At 57.8% G+C, this 17038-nt stretch carries 11 protein-coding genes; 2 read left to right on the top strand and 9 right to left on the bottom strand.

The window, feature by feature from the left end:
* Positions 1-18: 18 nt before the first annotated feature.
* A complete protein-coding gene (locus CPH17_RS16660) occupies positions 19-3963 on the top strand; it encodes a hybrid sensor histidine kinase/response regulator (RefSeq protein WP_074395349.1) in 3945 nt (1314 codons plus the stop codon).
* A 123-nt stretch (positions 3964-4086) separates the two neighbouring features.
* On the opposite strand, the gene CPH17_RS16655 is transcribed toward CPH17_RS16660, so the two are convergent.
* The 3 genes from CPH17_RS16655 to CPH17_RS16645 form a co-directional block, all read right to left on the bottom strand.
* Positions 4087-4749, bottom strand: coding sequence for a LuxR C-terminal-related transcriptional regulator (locus CPH17_RS16655; RefSeq protein WP_066318388.1), 663 nt, complete (start codon positions 4747-4749; stop codon positions 4087-4089).
* Positions 4750-5014: 265 nt separating this feature from the next.
* The gene (gene acs, locus CPH17_RS16650; protein ID WP_096300420.1) at positions 5015-6964 is read right to left on the bottom strand and encodes an acetate--CoA ligase; all 1950 of its coding nucleotides are present in this window, start codon (positions 6962-6964) and stop codon (positions 5015-5017) included.
* Between the two features lie 180 nt (positions 6965-7144).
* On the bottom strand, positions 7145-7705 hold the full coding sequence (locus tag CPH17_RS16645; RefSeq protein WP_231896504.1) for a SprT family zinc-dependent metalloprotease: 561 nt from the start codon (positions 7703-7705) through the stop codon (positions 7145-7147).
* Between the two features lie 48 nt (positions 7706-7753).
* On the opposite strand from CPH17_RS16645, the gene CPH17_RS16640 reads away from it, so the two are divergent.
* Positions 7754-8416, top strand: a complete 663-nt coding sequence (locus tag CPH17_RS16640; RefSeq protein WP_074395347.1) for a YecA/YgfB family protein — start codon at positions 7754-7756, stop codon at positions 8414-8416.
* Here CPH17_RS16640 and CPH17_RS16635 read toward each other — a convergent pair whose 3' ends face one another.
* The 6 genes from CPH17_RS16635 to aceE form a co-directional block, all read right to left on the bottom strand.
* Entirely contained in the window at positions 8417-9538 is a 1122-nt protein-coding gene (locus CPH17_RS16635) for a phospholipase D-like domain-containing protein (protein WP_096300418.1), read from the bottom strand. It abuts the gene before it with no gap.
* 21 nt (positions 9539-9559) lie between these two features.
* Complete coding sequence (locus CPH17_RS16630; protein WP_096300416.1) at positions 9560-10267, bottom strand: class I SAM-dependent methyltransferase; 708 nt, start codon at positions 10265-10267, stop codon at positions 9560-9562.
* Positions 10264-10962 (bottom strand): tRNA (adenosine(37)-N6)-threonylcarbamoyltransferase complex dimerization subunit type 1 TsaB, encoded by a 699-nt coding sequence (tsaB, locus tag CPH17_RS16625; protein WP_096300414.1) that lies wholly within the window; start codon positions 10960-10962, stop codon positions 10264-10266. Before tsaB ends, CPH17_RS16630 begins: the two co-directional genes overlap by 4 nt.
* A gap of 114 nt (positions 10963-11076) precedes the next feature.
* Complete coding sequence (gene adk / locus CPH17_RS16620) at positions 11077-11730, bottom strand: adenylate kinase (protein ID WP_074395343.1); 654 nt, start codon at positions 11728-11730, stop codon at positions 11077-11079.
* A 238-nt stretch (positions 11731-11968) separates the two neighbouring features.
* On the bottom strand, positions 11969-14008 hold the full coding sequence (aceF, locus tag CPH17_RS16615; RefSeq protein WP_096300412.1) for a pyruvate dehydrogenase complex dihydrolipoyllysine-residue acetyltransferase: 2040 nt from the start codon (positions 14006-14008) through the stop codon (positions 11969-11971).
* A gap of 57 nt (positions 14009-14065) precedes the next feature.
* Entirely contained in the window at positions 14066-16738 is a 2673-nt protein-coding gene (aceE, locus tag CPH17_RS16610) for a pyruvate dehydrogenase (acetyl-transferring), homodimeric type (RefSeq protein WP_096300410.1), read from the bottom strand.
* Between the last annotated feature and the right edge of the window lie 300 nt (positions 16739-17038).

The following is a 17038-nucleotide window of genomic DNA, read 5'->3' as shown; positions in this document are numbered from 1 at the left end:
AACAGGCGGGGGAAGGCTATGTTTCATGGCGGACTGTTAGTCGCGGTATCGCTTTTGTATATCGCGGTGCTCTTCGCTATCGCCTGGTACGGTGACCGTCGTGCTCGAAAAGTCGGAGCAACACGCCGCCGCCCTATTATTTACAGCCTTGCCCTGGCGATTTATTGCACCTCCTGGACGTTTTATGGGGCTGTAGGCCAAGCCGCGACGGCCGGCTGGTCGTTCGCCAGTATCTTTGTCGGGCCGGTGCTTACGTTTTTACTGTTCTGGCCTGTGCTTGCGAAAATGATCCGCGTGGCCAAGCACCAAAACGTCACTTCTATCGCCGACTTTATCGCCTCGCGCTACGGTAAAACCCAGTCGTTGGCAGCCTTCGCCAGCCTCGTGGCACTAGTGGGCACCCTGCCCTACATCGCCCTTCAGTTAAAAGCTGTCTCCACCACTTTCAGCGTATTAACCGACGAAGGCGACATGACCAATGCGCCACTGTTTGGCGATACTGCCTTTTATGTGGCCGTGGTGATGGCTATTTTCGCCATCCTGTTCGGTACGCGGCATACCGATGCCACCGAGCACCACGAAGGCTTAATCCACGCGGTCGCCTTCGAGTCATTGGTCAAGCTGCTCGCCTTCGTGGTGCTCGGGGTGTTCGTCACCTGGGGGATGTTCGACGGCCTGGGCGAGCTGATGGGTTATGCAGAAACGCATCTGGAGTTACAGCGCCAACTGGCCAACCAGGACTTCGGTCAGAGCTTCTGGGCGCAAACCCTGCTGGCCATGCTGGCGATTCTCTGCCTGCCCCGCCAATTCCATGTGGCGGTCGTCGAGAACACCCACCACGACGATGCGACGAAAGCACGCTGGCTGTTTCCTCTCTACCTGATCGTGATCGCGTTTTTCGTCGTGCCGCTGGCGGCCGCCGGCCTAATGCTGTTTTCCGACACCTCGGTTGAACCGGATACCTACGTATTGGCGCTTTCCATGGCGTCCGGCCATGAATGGCTGACTCTGCTGACGTTCATTGGCGGGTTTTCCGCCGCGACCGGCATGGTCATTGTGGCGGCGGTCGCCGTGTCGATCATGATCTCCAATGAAATCGTCATTCCTGCGCTTTTCCGTTTGCGCTGGTTCGACACCAAGGCGCGCGATTACGGTCGCCTGGTCCTGCGTGCGAGACGACTGACCATTGTCGCTGTCCTGGCCATGGCCTACGGCTTCTACCAGATGATCGCCGAGTTCACCTCGCTGGCGTCGATTGGCATGCTGTCCTTTGCGGCGGCGGCACAATTCGCTCCTGCGCTGATCGGCGGCCTGTACTGGAAGCGCGGTAACCGGCTTGGGGTTATCGTCGGCATGAATGCCGGCTTTGCCATTTGGGTTTATAGCCTGCTCATGCCCGCCATGATTAACGCCGATGTGCTGCCGGCCAACTGGCTGGATGGCGGCCCCCTAGGGCTCGCGTGGCTCTCGCCCACGGCGCTGTTTGGCCTGAATCTGGGCGACAGTTTTACTCATGGGGTAATGCTATCGCTGGGCGTCAATTTATTCTGCTACATCTTTGTTTCCCAGGTGACGTCACAGCGCGTGGTCGAGCGTATTCAGGCGTCACTGTTTGTGGATAGCGTTGAGACCCGCCAAACCTCGGTTAACCGCCCCTGGACGGGGGCCACCACAGTGGGCGATTTGAAGGTGCTCTGTGAGCGTTTTCTGGGCGCCGGGCAGGTGGGCCGCGCTTTTGAGGACTATGCACGACGGGCGGGCAAACCGTTGGATGATGGCACCCGTGCCTCTATCGATGTGATCCAGTTCACCGAGCGCTTTCTCGCTTCAGTGCTTGGCGCATCGTCGGCAAGGATCGTGGTCAACTCTGCCCTCCAGGGGCGCGGGATCGGCATTTCCGACGTCATCTCGATCGTCGATGAAGCCTCCCAGGTGCTCGAATTCAACCGCGCGCTGCTGCAGGCCACCATCGAGAACATTAACCAGGGCATCAGCGTTGTCGATCAAAACCTACGTCTGGTGGTATGGAATCAGCGCTATCTAGAACTGTTTCGCTTTCCCGACCACCTGATACGCGTGGGCGCACCGATGGACCGCATCTTCCGATACAACGCCCACAACGGCGAGTACGGCCCAGGCGATCCCGAAGAGCACGTTCAGCTGCTGCTCGACAACATTCGCGACGGCCAGCCGCACCGCTACGTTCGTTACCGGCAGGATGGCAGCGTGCTCGAAGTGCAGGGCAACCCGATGCCGGGTGGCGGCTTCGTGTATACCTATCAGGATATTACCCAGCAGAAACGCATCGAAGAAGCGCTGATTCGCTCCGAAAACAACATCCGTATTTACACCGATAACGTTCCCGCGCTGATCGCCTACTTCGATAAAGAGTGTCGTTACCTGTTCACCAACCGCGCTTATGAACAGGCCTTCGGTATCGACCGTAACGCGGTGATCGGCAAGCGCTACGAAGATGTTCTGCCAGAACGGCAGGCCCAGGAGCGAGCGCCCTGGGTAGCCCTTACATTGGCCGGTGAGCGAGTAAGCTTTGAAGTAGCCATGCAGTTGAATGACGCCATGCGCTACATGCTGGTCACCTATACGCCCCACTTCGGTGACAGCCAGTCGATTCTCGGGTTCTTTGCGCTTTATCAGGACATTACCGAACGCCGACAGGCCGAGATTGCGCTTAAGGAAACCAACGAAACCCTTGAAGAACGCGTACGTGAACGTACCCAGGCGCTCTCCGAAGCCAACGCCGCCCTGCGTCAGGAGAATCGTGTCCGCGCTGAAGCCGAGCAGGCACTGCGCCAGGCCAAGCAGTTGGCCGAAGATGCCAACGCCTCAAAAACGCGCTTTTTAGCGGCGGCAAGCCACGACTTACTCCAGCCGTTGAATGCCGCCCGCCTATTCACCTCGGCGCTGATGCAAAATGTCACCGTGCCGGATACCCAGCGCACCATTGGCCATATCGATAATTCATTGCAAGCGGCGGAAGAACTGCTCAGTACGCTGCTGGATATTTCCAAACTCGACGCAGGCGCTCTAACGCCGCGGCGCAGCCATTTCGCGCTGGCCGATATCTTCCGGCCGCTGCGCGCAGAGTTCGAAGTGATGGCCGACGACCGCGGGCTTGACCTGGTCGTGGTCCCCACCCAGCAGTGGGTCGATTCGGACCCGCAAATGTTGCGCCGCATTGTGCAGAACTTTCTTTCCAACGCGATTCGCTATACCCAGGAGGGCCGTGTACTGCTGGGCTGTCGACGCCAAGGCGAGCGGCTGGTGATTGAGGTATGGGATAGCGGTCCCGGGATTCCTGACTCGAAGCTCAGCGAGATTTTCCAAGAGTTTCGTCGTCTCGACCAGGTATCGCGGCACAAAGAGAGTGAAAAAGGCCTCGGTCTGGGGCTTTCCATTGCCGATCGCATGAGCCGTGTGCTTGATCATCCCATCAAGGTGCGTTCATGGGTGGGAACCGGCACCGTCTTCTCGGTGAGCGTGCCGCACGTTGCAGCACGCGAGCCCAGCGCCGAGGATGAGGAACACGGGCCACGGCGCAGCGGCAACAAGCTGACCGGCACCCGGATTGTGTGCATCGACAACGAAACGCTGATTCTCGAAGGCATGACTGCCATGCTCAGCGGCTGGGGGTGCGAGGTATTCACCGCCACCAGCATCGGCGGCGCCAAGTCGATCCTGCGCAACATGGACGGTGACCCAGACGCCATCCTGGCCGACTACCACCTGGATAACGAGGTCACCGGGTTGATGGCGCTGGAAGCCTTAAGCGAGCGTCTGGTTGGCGCCGTCCCCGGCATCGTGATTACCGCCGACCGCACCGAGGCGGTAGCCGAAGAGGTCAAGCGTGCCGGGTATCAGCTGCTGCTCAAGCCGGTACGACCTGCAGCCCTACGGGCGCTGTTGACGCGTACGCTGCAGGCCAGCCGAGCGGGTAAGGCCTAGCTGGAAGCTGGATGACAGCTTGAATGAAACTGCCTCCGTGGCAAGACCACGGAGGCAGTTTTTCCTTCTCGCTGCCAGGCGCGAAGCGCCGCTCTTCCAGCTACTAGCTCCGGGCGAAGCCCATCAGGACTCGACTTTGGGCGGCTCGACTTCCAGTTTTTGCGCTGCAATCACCGCCTGGGTGCGCGAGTGCACGCCTAGCTTACGCAAAATCGCCGTGACGTGCGCCTTGATGGTCGCTTCGGAAACGTTAAGTTCGTAGGCGATCTGCTTGTTCAGCAACCCTTCCGTGAGCATGTTGAGCACCCGGAATTGCTGTGGCGTTAGCGAAGCAATCGCTTCGGCAAAGCGCGATTCTTCTTCACTGGTCTCTTCCAATACACCCGCCAACGCCTCGGGCAACCATACCTCACCCTGCAAAATCTCGCTGACCGCTTCGGCGATAAGCTGCAGCGACGACGATTTAGGAATAAAGCCTGATGCACCATAGTCGATGGCACGACGCACCACATATGGCTCGTCACTACCTGACACAACTGCTACGGGAATATCAGGCATTTGCCCGCGCAGCTGGATCAGGCCTGAAAAACCATGGGCACCTGGCATGTGTAAATCCAGCAGGATAAGGTCAGCATCCGGGTGTCGGTTGACCACCTCGGTAGTCGCCTCCATGGTATCGGCTTCGACGATTTCTGCCTGCGGGGCCAGTTGGCGTAACGCCTGGGTGAGCGCTGCACGAAACAGCGGGTGGTCGTCTGCGACGATAAACTTGTGGGCTACTGCCATGGATATTCCTCCGGTTCCTCAAGCAGCGGGGTTTGCTGCTGCCGCGACGCTAGGCTCATACGGTTGAAGCATGGTACCCCATGGACTTCGTCATGCCCAAGCATCACATGCACAATTTGTAATGGATTCTTCATCACACTCAACATAGCAGTGCCGGCGCGTTGGCCGGCACTGACATTTCATCGCCCTTAGGAGAGGAGCCAAAAAGCTTAGCCTACCCCCTCTCACCGGCCCAGCGGTGACCACCACAGGGCCGGTGAATGGACTATTGATTAGCGCGATGTTCGATTAACTCATCCACTACCGAAGGATCAGCCAGCGTGCTGGTATCCCCTAATCCATCGCATTCATTGGCCGCAATCTTGCGCAGAATACGACGCATGATCTTGCCTGAGCGGGTTTTAGGAAGGCCCGGCGCCCACTGAATGACATCCGGCGAGGCAATCGGACCGATATCCTTGCGAACCCACTGGGTCAGTTCTTTTTTCAGCTCATCCGTCGGGTCGACCTCATCGTTCAAGGTCACGTAAATATAGATGCCCTGGCCTTTAATATCGTGGGGGAAGCCCACCACAGCGGCTTCGGCCACGGCAGAGTGGGCAACCAGCGACGATTCGATCTCGGCGGTCCCCATCCGGTGGCCGGAGACGTTCAGGACATCGTCAACCCGTCCGGTGATCCAGTAATAACCGTCTTCATCACGACGACAGCCATCACCGGTAAAGTACATGTTGTCATACGTAGAGAAGTAGGTCTGCACAAAGCGCTCATGGTCGCCCCAGATTGACCGTGCCTGGCCGGGCCAAGCATCCAGAATGACCAGGTTGCCTTCAGCGGCGCCTTCGAGCAGTTTACCGTCGTTATCCACCAGGGCGGGCTGAACGCCAAAGAACGGCTTGGTGGCCGACCCTGGCTTGAGCGGCGTAGCCCCCGGCAGCGGCGAGATCATGATGCCGCCGGTTTCGGTCTGCCACCAGGTATCCACGATCGGGCACTTTTCGTTACCGATGACGCGATAGAACCACTCCCACGCTTCAGGATTGATCGGCTCACCCACTGAACCCAGCAGGCGGAGTGAGTCGCGCTTGCTTGAGTCCATGACGTTTTCACCATGGGCCATCAACGCACGCACGGCAGTGGGTGCGGTATATAGAATATTGACGTTGTGCTTGTCGACGATGTCGCCCATCCGCCCGTGGGTCGGATAGCTGGGAACGCCCTCAAACATCAGCGTGGTGGCCCCGTTGGCCAGCGGACCATAAACAATGTAGCTGTGCCCGGTGACCCAGCCGACATCGGCGGTACACCAGTAAACTTCACCGTCCTGATAATCAAACACGTACTGGTGGGTCATGGCCGCGTAGGTCAGGTACCCGCCGGTAGTGTGCTTCAACCCCTTGGGCGCGCCGGTAGACCCGGATGTGTAAAGAATAAACAAAGGATCTTCAGCGCCCATTGCTTCGGGTTCACACTCGGTGGACTGCTTGTCGACCAAGGCGTCAAACCATAGATCGCGGCCCTCATTCCACTCGATTTCGCCACCGGTGCGCTTGACGACTAATACGTTTTTGCAGACATCGGTGCCCTCACGGGTCAGTGCCGCGTCGACATTGTCTTTCAGCGGCACCTGCTTGCCACCACGCACCGATTCATCGGCGGTGATCACAAGTTTTGAGTCGGCCCCGATAACCCGTTGCGCCACGGCGTCGGGGGAGAAACCACCAAACACGACCGAATGCACCGCCCCGATGCGCGCACAGGCCAGCATGGCCATTGCCGCTTCAGGAATCATCGGCATGTACAGGGTGACCGTGTCGCCTTTACCGATACCTAGTTCTTTCAGGCCGTTGGCCAGTTGATTGGTACGCTCGTAAAGCTCGCGGTAGCTGATGTGTTTGGCATCGTTGGGATCGTCGCCTTCCCAGATAATGGCGGTCTGGTCGCCGCGCTTCTCGAGGTGACGATCCAGGCAGTTGGCGGCAACGTTCAACTGGCCGTCTTCAAACCAGCGAATATCGACATTATCACGCGCGAAGGAAGTGCTTTTGATGGTGGCGGGCGCCTTAATCCAGTCAAGCCGCTTGGCCTGCTCGGCCCAGAAGCCTTCCGGATCGTCTACCGACTGCTGGTACATGGCCTGGTAGGTGGCTTCGTCAGCCCACGCGTTGGCGGCGATATCCTCGCGCACCGGATAGACGTTCTGCTGTTCGCTCATGAAATTGCCTCTGTCCGTGGAAATGCACTCTCTAAAGGAATGTAGCCGATATAATATTTAACGTTACCGGCACCACATATTGTTACCCTAGCATAAACCTCTCAGCGTGAGCTTCCCTTTAGACATTGGTATTAACATTTTTAATATAAATTACAATAACTTATAATAGAAACAGCGACTCTATTCCGCACAGTAGACCAAGGTCTCAGCACAGTGGCGACAGCGATAACGACGACCTTTTACCACCAAAGCATGACGCCGCGCCGTCAACTGATGATGCTGACACCCACACCGATAGCGATAAGGGGCCGGCTGAGCACGACCGATATCAAAGCGATGAGTTACTCGGGGCGTCAGACCAAACAGGTCACGCATCACGGTTTTCCATTCGCGCCCATGCGGCTTTAGGCGTGTCCCATCGGCGAGATGAAACACCAGCCAGTGGGCCATTTCATGAGGGATCACCTCGTCAAAAAATGCACGGCGGTTTTCATTCAGCAGCACCGGATTAAACCTTACCCCGCCACGGCCGAGATGCGCCTGTCCAGCGGACGCCCCCTTTAAATCAAACCATACCGCTGGCCGAGGCAGCTCGGGGTAGACCTCGCGACAGCGCTGCCAGGCAAGATCGGCTCGCTCACGGGCAGCCTGGTGCAGTGCTTGCGTCGATAAAGCCGCAAGTGCTGCATCCGGCCAAGGGGGGAGTGGCTTAGTATTCATTAGTGATAAACTAGTGGTCATTATGTCTTTTTGACTGTTTGTTTCCGCTGCTCATTGACGAGGCTTCTTATGCCAGCGCCCCCCAACACGCCCGAAGAGGCTATTCCGCCGCAGCCGCTGCTTGACGATGAACAACTCGATAAGCTGGACGATTTTCTCGATTCCGACCAGGTCGACGAAGATGCGCTCGACCTGATTTCAGCGCATGGATTTCTCGTTGCGCTGGCGGTCGGCCCAAGCGAAGTACCGCCTAGCCAATGGCTTGCAGAGCTGTTTCATGGCGTGCCTCGCTATGCCGACAATGAACAGCGCGATGAGATCACCCATCTGCTCACGCTGCTACGCGATAACGCCATGTCTGTACTGGAGCAAGGCGGATTGCCCGAACTCCCCTTCGAGCTGACGCTTGCCGGTATTTCTGCCGAAGAGACCCCCATAGGCGACTGGTGCGCTGGCTTCATGGAAGGCGTGTTCTGCGATGAGAGCGCCTGGTTCCAAGACGATGAAGAAACTGCGGCCACGCTGCTATTGCCCTTTATGCTGCTTTCAGGGCTATTTGACGACGAGCCGGATATGGCCGACATGGCCAACGACTTGGAGCGTCAGGAAACTCTGGTAGCGCAGTTGCCGGAGCTGGTACTCGATCTATATCTACATTACCGCGTACCGCCGGAAACTCCCAAGCCCAAACCACGCAAAAAAACACCGGCCAAAGGCAAACCACGCCGGTAGTTACTTGAGCCGCATCACCAAGGCGTCCAGCAACCCATAGAGCCATTCTTTAGCGCGCTGCCTTAAGGGCCGCGCCGCCCATTTGGCGGCATCCACTTCGTCACTCGCGGCAAAGTGGCGCTCGAAAAGCTCGCATACTTGTTGAGCCAGCCTGGGATCATCAACCTCTTGATTTGCCTCGAGGTTCCAGTGGAGATTCCAATGGTCGAAATTACACGACCCGATACTTACCCACTCATCGGCCAGCACAAATTTAGCGTGGATAAACGACGGTTTAAACTCGTAGATGCGCACGCCAGACTTGAGCATCGCATGATAAAACCGTTGCCCGGCATAGCGCACACCAGGATGGTCGTGTTGGGCACCCGGCAGCAAAAGCCGCACATCGATACCGCGTTTGGCGGCACGCATCAAGCGCCGACGTAAGCGAAACGTCGGCACAAAATAGGGCGTACACAGCCATAGTCGCTGCCTTGCCTGCCCTATGCGTTGGTGTAGCGAATAACGAATTGCCTGGTAGCGATAGCCTCTTGCCGACACCACTCGCCCGCGCGCACCATCGGCATAGCTAGGTGACGTACGCTGGTCGGGCAACGCTTGAATGCGCGTCTGGGCTTTATCAGGGCGAGCCAGCCGCGACCGCCATAGCCGCCTAAACAACGCTTCCCAATCAGCGACTACCGGACCTTCAACCTGCACCGCGATTTCGTACCATGCGTCAAGAAACTCATCCACCGCGCCAAACCCGCCGGTGAATGCCACCTCCCCGTCTACCACCACGATTTTGCGATGGTCACGACTCAAGTTGCGCGCCAGAGAATGAAAACCCAGAGGGTTAAAAAAGCGCAGTTGCACCCCAGCCTGCATCAGGCGATGGCGGTCTTCGCTCGCCAAGCCCATTGAGCCAAACCCGTCTAGCAGCAAACATACCGGTACGCCCCGCTTTACGGCTTTGATCAGCGCCTCGCTAACCTGGTCAGCCAGCTTGCCCGACTCCATCAAATAGAGCTCAACCAGTACATAATGCTGGGCATGATGAATCGCCCCAAGCATCGCGGGTAAAAAACGCGAGGCTTCGGGAAGCAGGGTAAAGCGATTGCTGTCTCGCCACTTCGGCGACATAAGCCCTCCTTGGTGGCGTTGCTAGCGGGTCAGGGCGCGATGAACATACATGTCGTAGCGACTGGTTTTGCCTTGTAGCGTGTGCTGAGGTGTGGGCCCGGCAATCGGTGGCGCTTTACGAGGGCGTTTAACCACCACACGGTGCGTCGCGACGTCTAAAGCGGCTTCCAGTAGACGCGGCGCATCATCATCGTCCCCGGCCAACGCCCGAAACAGGCGCATTTCTTTTTTAACCAGCGCAGATTTTTCGCGGTGGGGAAACATGGGGTCAAGATGAATCACCTGAGGATCAAAAGCAGCGTCAGCCACTAGCATGGCCAATGCCTGGGCGGCATCCCCTTGGCGAAAAGTCATCCTCGCGGCGATGGCTGCGGTTTCCGCGGTATTAGCCGCACGCGTCAAGCCATCGTTTAACAGTGCGGCAATGGCCGGCACGCGCTCGATCATCAATACCGATGCGCCCAGACTTGCCAGTACAAAGGCATCACGCCCCAGCCCCGCTGTGGCATCCACCACATTGGGGCTTACACCCTTGCTCAGCCCGCAGGCTTTGGCAATCAGTTGACCACGCCCGCCGCCAAACTGGCGCCGGTGCGCCGCCCGGCCGGCAACAAAATCAACGCTGAGCGGTTTGCCGAACTGTCGCTCATCGCCGGCTAACACCAATTGGCCATCGTGGTAGGCAAGCGTTAACCCAGCGGGCAATGTACCGGCATCGGGCAGCGTCATGCCGGCTTTTTCCAGGCCACCTGGTTGCGCAGGTAAACCGGCTGCACAGCGTGGGCGGGTTGCCCAAGCCCGGCGGCGAAATTCCGAGCGGCCAACCAGGCCATTTCTTCAGCTCGCGGTTCCAGATCGGTCAAATGATGCGTCATCGCGGCCTGCAGCGGCGTGCTGAACTGCTCCCAAAGCGTAAAGCCCGACCCCACCCCCACCCAGTCGGTTTCTTCGTCGGGCAGGGTCACCCTTTCGGGAGCCAACACGGCCTCGTCGCCCTGACGCCGCAGGCTGTCATTCAAACAGTGCCACATTGCCACATAGACTTCCCCCATGCGGGCATCCAGCGCCGTTACGACATGGCGCAAGTGATAGCGACGATGGGCCTGTAGAGCAAGCGCTTCCAGCGTAGAAATGCCCAGCAGCGGGCGGTCCAGCCCAAATGCCAGGCCCTGAGCTGCCCCAGCCGCAATGCGCAGCCCGGTAAAGGCGCCAGGACCACAGCCATAGGCAACCGCATCCAACTGGTTTGCGGAAAGCTGTGCATCGGCCAATACGTCATCGATCATCGGCATCAGCCGCCGCGTATGCCCCCGTGGGGTCATTTCAAAGCGCGCCACGCACTCGCTGTGGTCAGCGTCCTTACGAAGCAAAGCAGCCGAACAGGCACTGGATGACGCATCGAGGGCAAGCAGATATAGCGACATAACGGTTCAGCACTCGTAAACAATAAACGGGCATTGTACCTTTGCCATGCCCAAACGACGATGGCTCGCCGTTGGCGAGCCATCACGTATTCGCAGGTCAGCCTTTAACAGGGCTTAACTCAGCGCGTTTTTCACCTGGCGGGTAATCTCATCCACGCTGCCAACCCCTTCAACGCGGTGGTATTGTGGAGCCGCTTGGGGATCATCTTTGGCCCACTGCTGATAGTAATCCACCAGCGGGGCGGTTTGGTCGTGATACACCGCCAGACGATTGCGCACGGTAGACTCCTGGTCATCTTCACGTTGGATCAGCGTTTCACCCGTCACGTCATCCTTACCCGGTTCTTTGGGTGGGTTATGCTCAACGTGGTAAACCCGCCCCGAGGCAGGATGTACACGCCGCCCCGCCAAACGATTGACAATCTCTTCGTCGGGCACGGCAATTTCCAGCACGTGATCGAGTTTAACGCCGCCTTCTTTCATGGCATCCGCCTGGGGGATAGTGCGCGGGAAGCCGTCGAACAGAAAACCATTTTCGCAGTCGGGCTGGCTGATACGCTCTTTGACCAGGTCGATGATGATATCGTCCGACACCAGGCCACCGCTGTTCATGATTTCTTTCACTTTAAGGCCCAGCTCACTACCATCCTTGATTGCCGCGCGCAGCATGTCTCCGGTGGAAATCTGGGGGATGCTATACCGCTCGCAGATAAATTGAGCTTGAGTCCCCTTCCCCGCGCCGGGGGCACCCAACAGGATTAAACGCATGGCACTGCTCCTTGAATGATAGAAATGCAAAAAATCAATTAGCCGACAATAACCGTGCCTTCCAGGCGACACAACTACCCAAAAGCCTGAAAGCACTGCCCTGAAGGCATTTTTTTAAATAAAAACAGCCAAGTGACGCCCAACTTGTACTTTGGTCGTCCTCTTATTCACAAACGGCAGCGGCCCAAACACAAGCGGCGCCCTATCGGGCGCCGCTCATGAGACCCACCTTCGCCACTTACAGCAGTAGACGACGAATATCGGTCAGCACGTCCGCCAGGAACGCAGTGAAACGTGCCGCATCCGCACCGTTGATGGCTCGGTGATCGTAAGAAAGCGACAGCGGCATCATCAGGCGCGGCTGGAAGTCACTGCCATCCCACACCGGCTTCATCTGCGACTTGGAGACGCCCAAAATCGCCACTTCCGGTGCATTGACGATCGGCGTGAACGCGGTGCCGCCAATCGAGCCAAGGCTCGAAATGGTAAAGCAACCGCCGGTCATTTCGTCACGCTTGAGCTTTTTGGTTTGCGCTTTCTTACCTAGCTCCGCCATTTCCTTGGCAATCTCAATCAAGGATTTTTTGTCGGCGTCGCGCAGTACCGGCACCATCAGTCCCTCCGGTGTATCCACCGCAATGCCGATATGCACGTAGTTTTTCCATACCAGCGTTTCGCCATCGCCTTTCAGGCTGACGTTGAATTGCGGGAACTTGCGCAGCGCAAAGGCACACGCCTTGACCAAAAACGGCAGCGGCGTCAGCTTCGCGCCCTGGGCTTCGGCCTCGGCCTTCATCGACTTACGGAAGGCTTCAAGCTCGGTAATATCCGCTTCATCAAATTGGGTAACGTGAGGCACGTTGAGCCAGCTGCGATGCAGATTGGTGGCGCCCATTTTGAGCAGCCGTCCCATCGGCTTCTCTTCGACCTCGCCAAACTGACTGAAATCGACCTCCGGTACCGGCGGAATACCTGCGCCACCGGCAGCGGCGGGGGCAGCGCCAGCCTGAGCCTTACCCTGATTGGCAATCGCCTGCTTCACATAGGCCTGCACGTCTTCTTTAAGCACGCGCTCCTTCGGGCCGCTGGGCTTAACGAGGCCCAGGTCCACGCCTAACTCCCTCGCCAGCATGCGTACGGCGGGGCCTGCATGCACCAACTTGCCATCACGCGGCTTGTGCGACGCCATCTGGGCTTCCGGGCTTGGTGTGCCGGCGGGCGATTCGGCAGATTTGGCGCTTGGCTGGCTAGCGCTGCTCTGCTGGGCTTTCTCCGGCTGGGCTTTTTTGGGGGCTGATTTCTTGGCGCCAGCGACTTCGATATAACCGATCACATCGCCTTCAGAGACCGTATCACCCTCTTTGACCGTCAGCTCAATGAGCTTGCCTTTATAGGGACTGGGCACGTCCATGGAGGCTTTGTCGGACTCCAGCGTGATCAACGGGTCTTCTTCGTTGACCTCGTCACCGGCCGAAACGCCGATTTCAATAATCGGCACATCAGAAGAGCCTGAAAGATCCGGCACACGAATCTCTTTGCGCTCCGGTTCGCCGCTGGCGGCCTCTTCCTGATCGTCTTCCTCTACCGACTCTTCGGGCTCGCTGCTGGCTTGGCTAGACGACTGCTCAGAAGAAGCGCTCTCTTGCGGTGCATCTTCACTATCGTCGCCGCCTTCGCCTGCGATCTCCATCTTACCGATCACATCGCCTTCCGAGACGGTGTCGCCCTCTTTCACGGTAAAGCTGACGATCTTGCCGCTATGGGGGCTAGGCACGTCCATTGAGGCTTTGTCAGACTCCAGGGTGATGAGGGTGTCTTCGGCCTCGACCTCATCGCCTTCGCTGACCGCAACTTCGATAATTTCGACGCTGTCCGAGCCGCCGAGATCGGGCACTTTGATATCCACCGTCTGCTTACCGCCTGCGGACTTTTTAGCCGCGGGCTTCTGCTCTTGAGACGGCTCTTTCGGCTTATCTTGTTTCGCTGGGGCCTCTTCAGACTGGCTGTCCGACGAGCTCTCTTGCTTCTCGTCGCCGCCTCCTTCGACTTCCAGCTCAACGATATCGTCGCCTTCGGAGACAGTATCGCCCTCTTTGACCAGCACTTTGACCACCTTGCCGCCCTTAGGCGCGGGGACGTCCATGCTGGCTTTATCGGATTCAAGCGTGATTAGGGTGTCTTCCGCTTCGATGACATCGCCTTCCGACACCGCAATCTCGATGATTTCGACATCGGTATCGCCACCGATATCGGGAACTTTGATGATTTCGCTACTCAAGGTCGCGCTCCTTTAAAATCGGATCGAGCCGGCGGGCACTGCCCGCCGGGCAGCGGATCAACTGGTCAGCGGGTTCGGCTTATTGGCATCGATGCCGTACTTCTTCAGTGCTTCACCAACGTGCTTGCGATCAATCTCGCCACGGTCAGCCAACGCGCGCAGGGCCGCGACGGTCACGAAGTAACGATCTACCTCGAAGAAATAACGCAGCTTCTCGCGGGTATCGGAACGACCAAAGCCGTCTGTGCCGAGCACGGTGTAATCACTCGGCACCCAGGCACGCACCTGATCCGCGTAAAGCTTCATGTAGTCGGTAGACGCGATCACCGGCCCGTCACGGCCGTCAAGGCACTTGGTGACGTGGGGCTTGTTGGCATCGGCTTCTGGGCTTAGGAAGGCTTCACGCTCCAGCAGCAGCGCTTCACGACGCAGCTCGTTGAAACTCGTGACGCTCCAGATATCGGCACCGATACCCCAGTCGTTTTCCAGCAGTTCAGCGGCCGCTTCAACTTCGCGCAGGATGGTACCCGAGCCCAACAGTTGGACGCGGCCCTTATCGCCCTTGGTTTCGCGCAGCAGGTACATGCCTTTGACGATGTCCTCAGTGGGCACGTCGTCGAGCTCAGGGTGCTCGTAGTTCTCGTTCATGACCGTGAGGTAATAGAAGCAGTTCTCCTTGTTGGCGAACATGCGTTGCAAGCCGTCCTGCAGAATCACCGCCACTTCATGGGCATAGGTCGGGTCATAGCTTCTGCAGTTGGGGATGGTCGATGCCTGAATCAGGCTGTGACCGTCCTGGTGCTGCAGGCCCTCGCCGTTGAGCGTCGTGCGCCCCGCCGTGCCACCCACCATAAAGCCACGCGCCTGCAGATCGCCTGCGGCCCAGGCCAGGTCGCCGATACGCTGGAAGCCGAACATCGAGTAATAGACGTAAAACGGCAGTAGCGTGACATTGTTGTTGCTGTAGGAGGTCGCCGCGGCAATCCACGCCGACATGGCCCCTGCTTCCGAAATACCTTCCTCGAGAATCTGACCCTTCTGATCCTCACGGTAGAACATGATCTGGCCTTTATCGACCGGCTCATACTTCTGGCCTTCAGAGGTGTAGATCCCCAACTGACGGAACATGCCTTCCATGCCGAAGGTACGCGCTTCGTCAGGAATGATCGGCACCACTTTCTTGCCAATTTTCTTGTCTTTGACCAGCCCATTAAGCACGCGCACAAAGGCCATGGTGGTAGACACTTCCCGACCTTTGGAACCGCCCATTTGCGAGGCAAAGGCTTTGTCTTCCAGGGTCGGAATTTCCAGCGCGTCAAAGTCGCTGCGACGGCTGGGCAGGTAGCCACCCAGGCGCTCGCGCTGCAGATGCATATACTTCAGCTCAGGAGAATCATCCTCCGGCTTGTAATACGGGACCTCCTTGAGCTGCTCGTCGGTCAATGGAATGCCGAAGCGGTCGCGGAATGTCTTCAGCGCTTCGTATTCCATGCTCTTGACCTGGTGCGCTTCGTTGGCTGCTTCGCCATCGCCGCTACCCATGCCGTAGCCTTTAACCGTGTGCGCCAGGATCACCGTCGGCTTGCCGTTTGAGGTATTAACCGCTTCGTTGTACGCCGCGTATACCTTGAACGGGTCGTGGCCACCGCGGTTGAGCTTCCAGATATCTTCGTCGGAGAGATCCTTGACCATCGCCTCGGTTTCTGGATATTTACCGAAGAAGTGCTCGCGGGTGTACGCGCCGCCGTTGGCCTTGTAGTTCTGGTACTCGCCGTCGACCGCTTCGTCCATACGCTTCTGAAGGATGCCTTTCTTATCCTTTTCGAACAGCGGATCCCAGTGACGGCCCCAGACGACCTTGATCACGTTCCAGCCAGCGCCTCGGAAGACGCCTTCGAACTCGTCCATGACGCGGGAGTTGCCGCGTACCGGGCCGTCCAGGCGCTGCAGGTTGCAGTTGATGACGAAGATCAGGTTGTCGAGGTTTTCACGACCGGCCAGGGAAATGGCGCCCAGGGATTCCGGCTCGTCACACTCACCGTCGCCCATGAAGCACCAGATCTTGCGGTCATACATATCCTTCAGCTCACGGTGATGAAGGTACTTCATCACGTGGGCTTGATAGATCGCCTGGATCGGGCCAAGGCCCATGGATACCGTGGGGAACTGCCAGTAATCCGGCATTAGCCACGGGTGCGGGTAAGAAGACAGGCCGTCGCCATCAACTTCCTGACGGAATTTATCCATCTGCGCTTCGCTGAGGCGGCCTTCCAGATACGAACGCGCATAAATGCCTGGCGCCACGTGGCCTTGGATGTAAATCAGGTCGCCTTCAAAGTCGCCCTGAGGAGCGCGGAAGAAGTGGTTAAAGCCCACATCATAAAGCGTCGCCGACGACATGAAACTGGCAATGTGCCCGCCAAGGCCCGGCTTGGCCCGGTTATTGCGAATGACCTGAGCAATGGCGTTGTAACGGATCAAAGAGCGAATACGCCGCTCCATGAACAAATCACCGGGCATCGGCGCTTCACGATGAACCGGAATCGTATTGCGGTGCGGGGTTGTCACCGAGAAGGGCACCTTCATCCCGTCCCGGCGCAGGCGATCCGCCAGGCGGGTCATCAGGTAGCGGGCACGATCTTCGCCCTCACGATCCAGCACCGACTCCAGGGAATCTATCCATTCCGTGGTTTCGACCGGATCGAGATCTTCTCTTGTCTCCAGACTCATAGAGGTCTCTCCGAATGACGATAAATGACAGTCAGCCCCGCTAACCCACCGGGTCAGGGGCGGCTGTGGTGTGTCGCCACCACAGGCATGCAAGTAGCCGACGCCTGAGCGTCGCCTGGGGTTTTCGTTCTACATTCAACAAGCTACACGCCGCCAAATGTAATAAAGCTACATAAGTGTTGTAAAAGTTAGCCTTTTGTATAGGTGAAGATACCGCAAAGTCGCCACGCTGCCAATTCCAGTAAGACGGAAAAGGCTATCGAAAACAAACTATTGCACCGCAACATAAGGCATTGTTAA

This window comes from Halomonas sp. hl-4, from assembly GCF_900215475.1.
Lineage (GTDB): Bacteria > Pseudomonadota > Gammaproteobacteria > Pseudomonadales > Halomonadaceae > Vreelandella.
This window is presented reverse-complemented; position numbering and strand designations above follow the sequence as displayed.

What these genes read in the sequence shown, in the direction of transcription:
- CPH17_RS16640 (WP_074395347.1), top strand. Translation starts at nt 7,754, where the DNA reads ATGCCAGCGCCCCCCAACACGCCCGAAGAGGCTATTCCGCCGCAGCCG.
- adk (WP_074395343.1), bottom strand. Translation starts at nt 11,730, where the DNA reads ATGCGTTTAATCCTGTTGGGTGCCCCCGGCGCGGGGAAGGGGACTCAA.
- tsaB (WP_096300414.1), bottom strand. Translation starts at nt 10,962, where the DNA reads ATGTCGCTATATCTGCTTGCCCTCGATGCGTCATCCAGTGCCTGTTCG.
- CPH17_RS16630 (WP_096300416.1), bottom strand. Translation starts at nt 10,267, where the DNA reads ATGACGCTGCCCGATGCCGGTACATTGCCCGCTGGGTTAACGCTTGCC.
- CPH17_RS16660 (WP_074395349.1), top strand. Translation starts at nt 19, where the DNA reads ATGTTTCATGGCGGACTGTTAGTCGCGGTATCGCTTTTGTATATCGCG.
- CPH17_RS16645 (WP_231896504.1), bottom strand. Translation starts at nt 7,705, where the DNA reads ATGACCACTAGTTTATCACTAATGAATACTAAGCCACTCCCCCCTTGG.
- acs (WP_096300420.1), bottom strand. Translation starts at nt 6,964, where the DNA reads ATGAGCGAACAGCAGAACGTCTATCCGGTGCGCGAGGATATCGCCGCC.
- CPH17_RS16635 (WP_096300418.1), bottom strand. Translation starts at nt 9,538, where the DNA reads ATGTCGCCGAAGTGGCGAGACAGCAATCGCTTTACCCTGCTTCCCGAA.
- aceE (WP_096300410.1), bottom strand. Translation starts at nt 16,738, where the DNA reads ATGAGTCTGGAGACAAGAGAAGATCTCGATCCGGTCGAAACCACGGAA.
- CPH17_RS16655 (WP_066318388.1), bottom strand. Translation starts at nt 4,749, where the DNA reads ATGGCAGTAGCCCACAAGTTTATCGTCGCAGACGACCACCCGCTGTTT.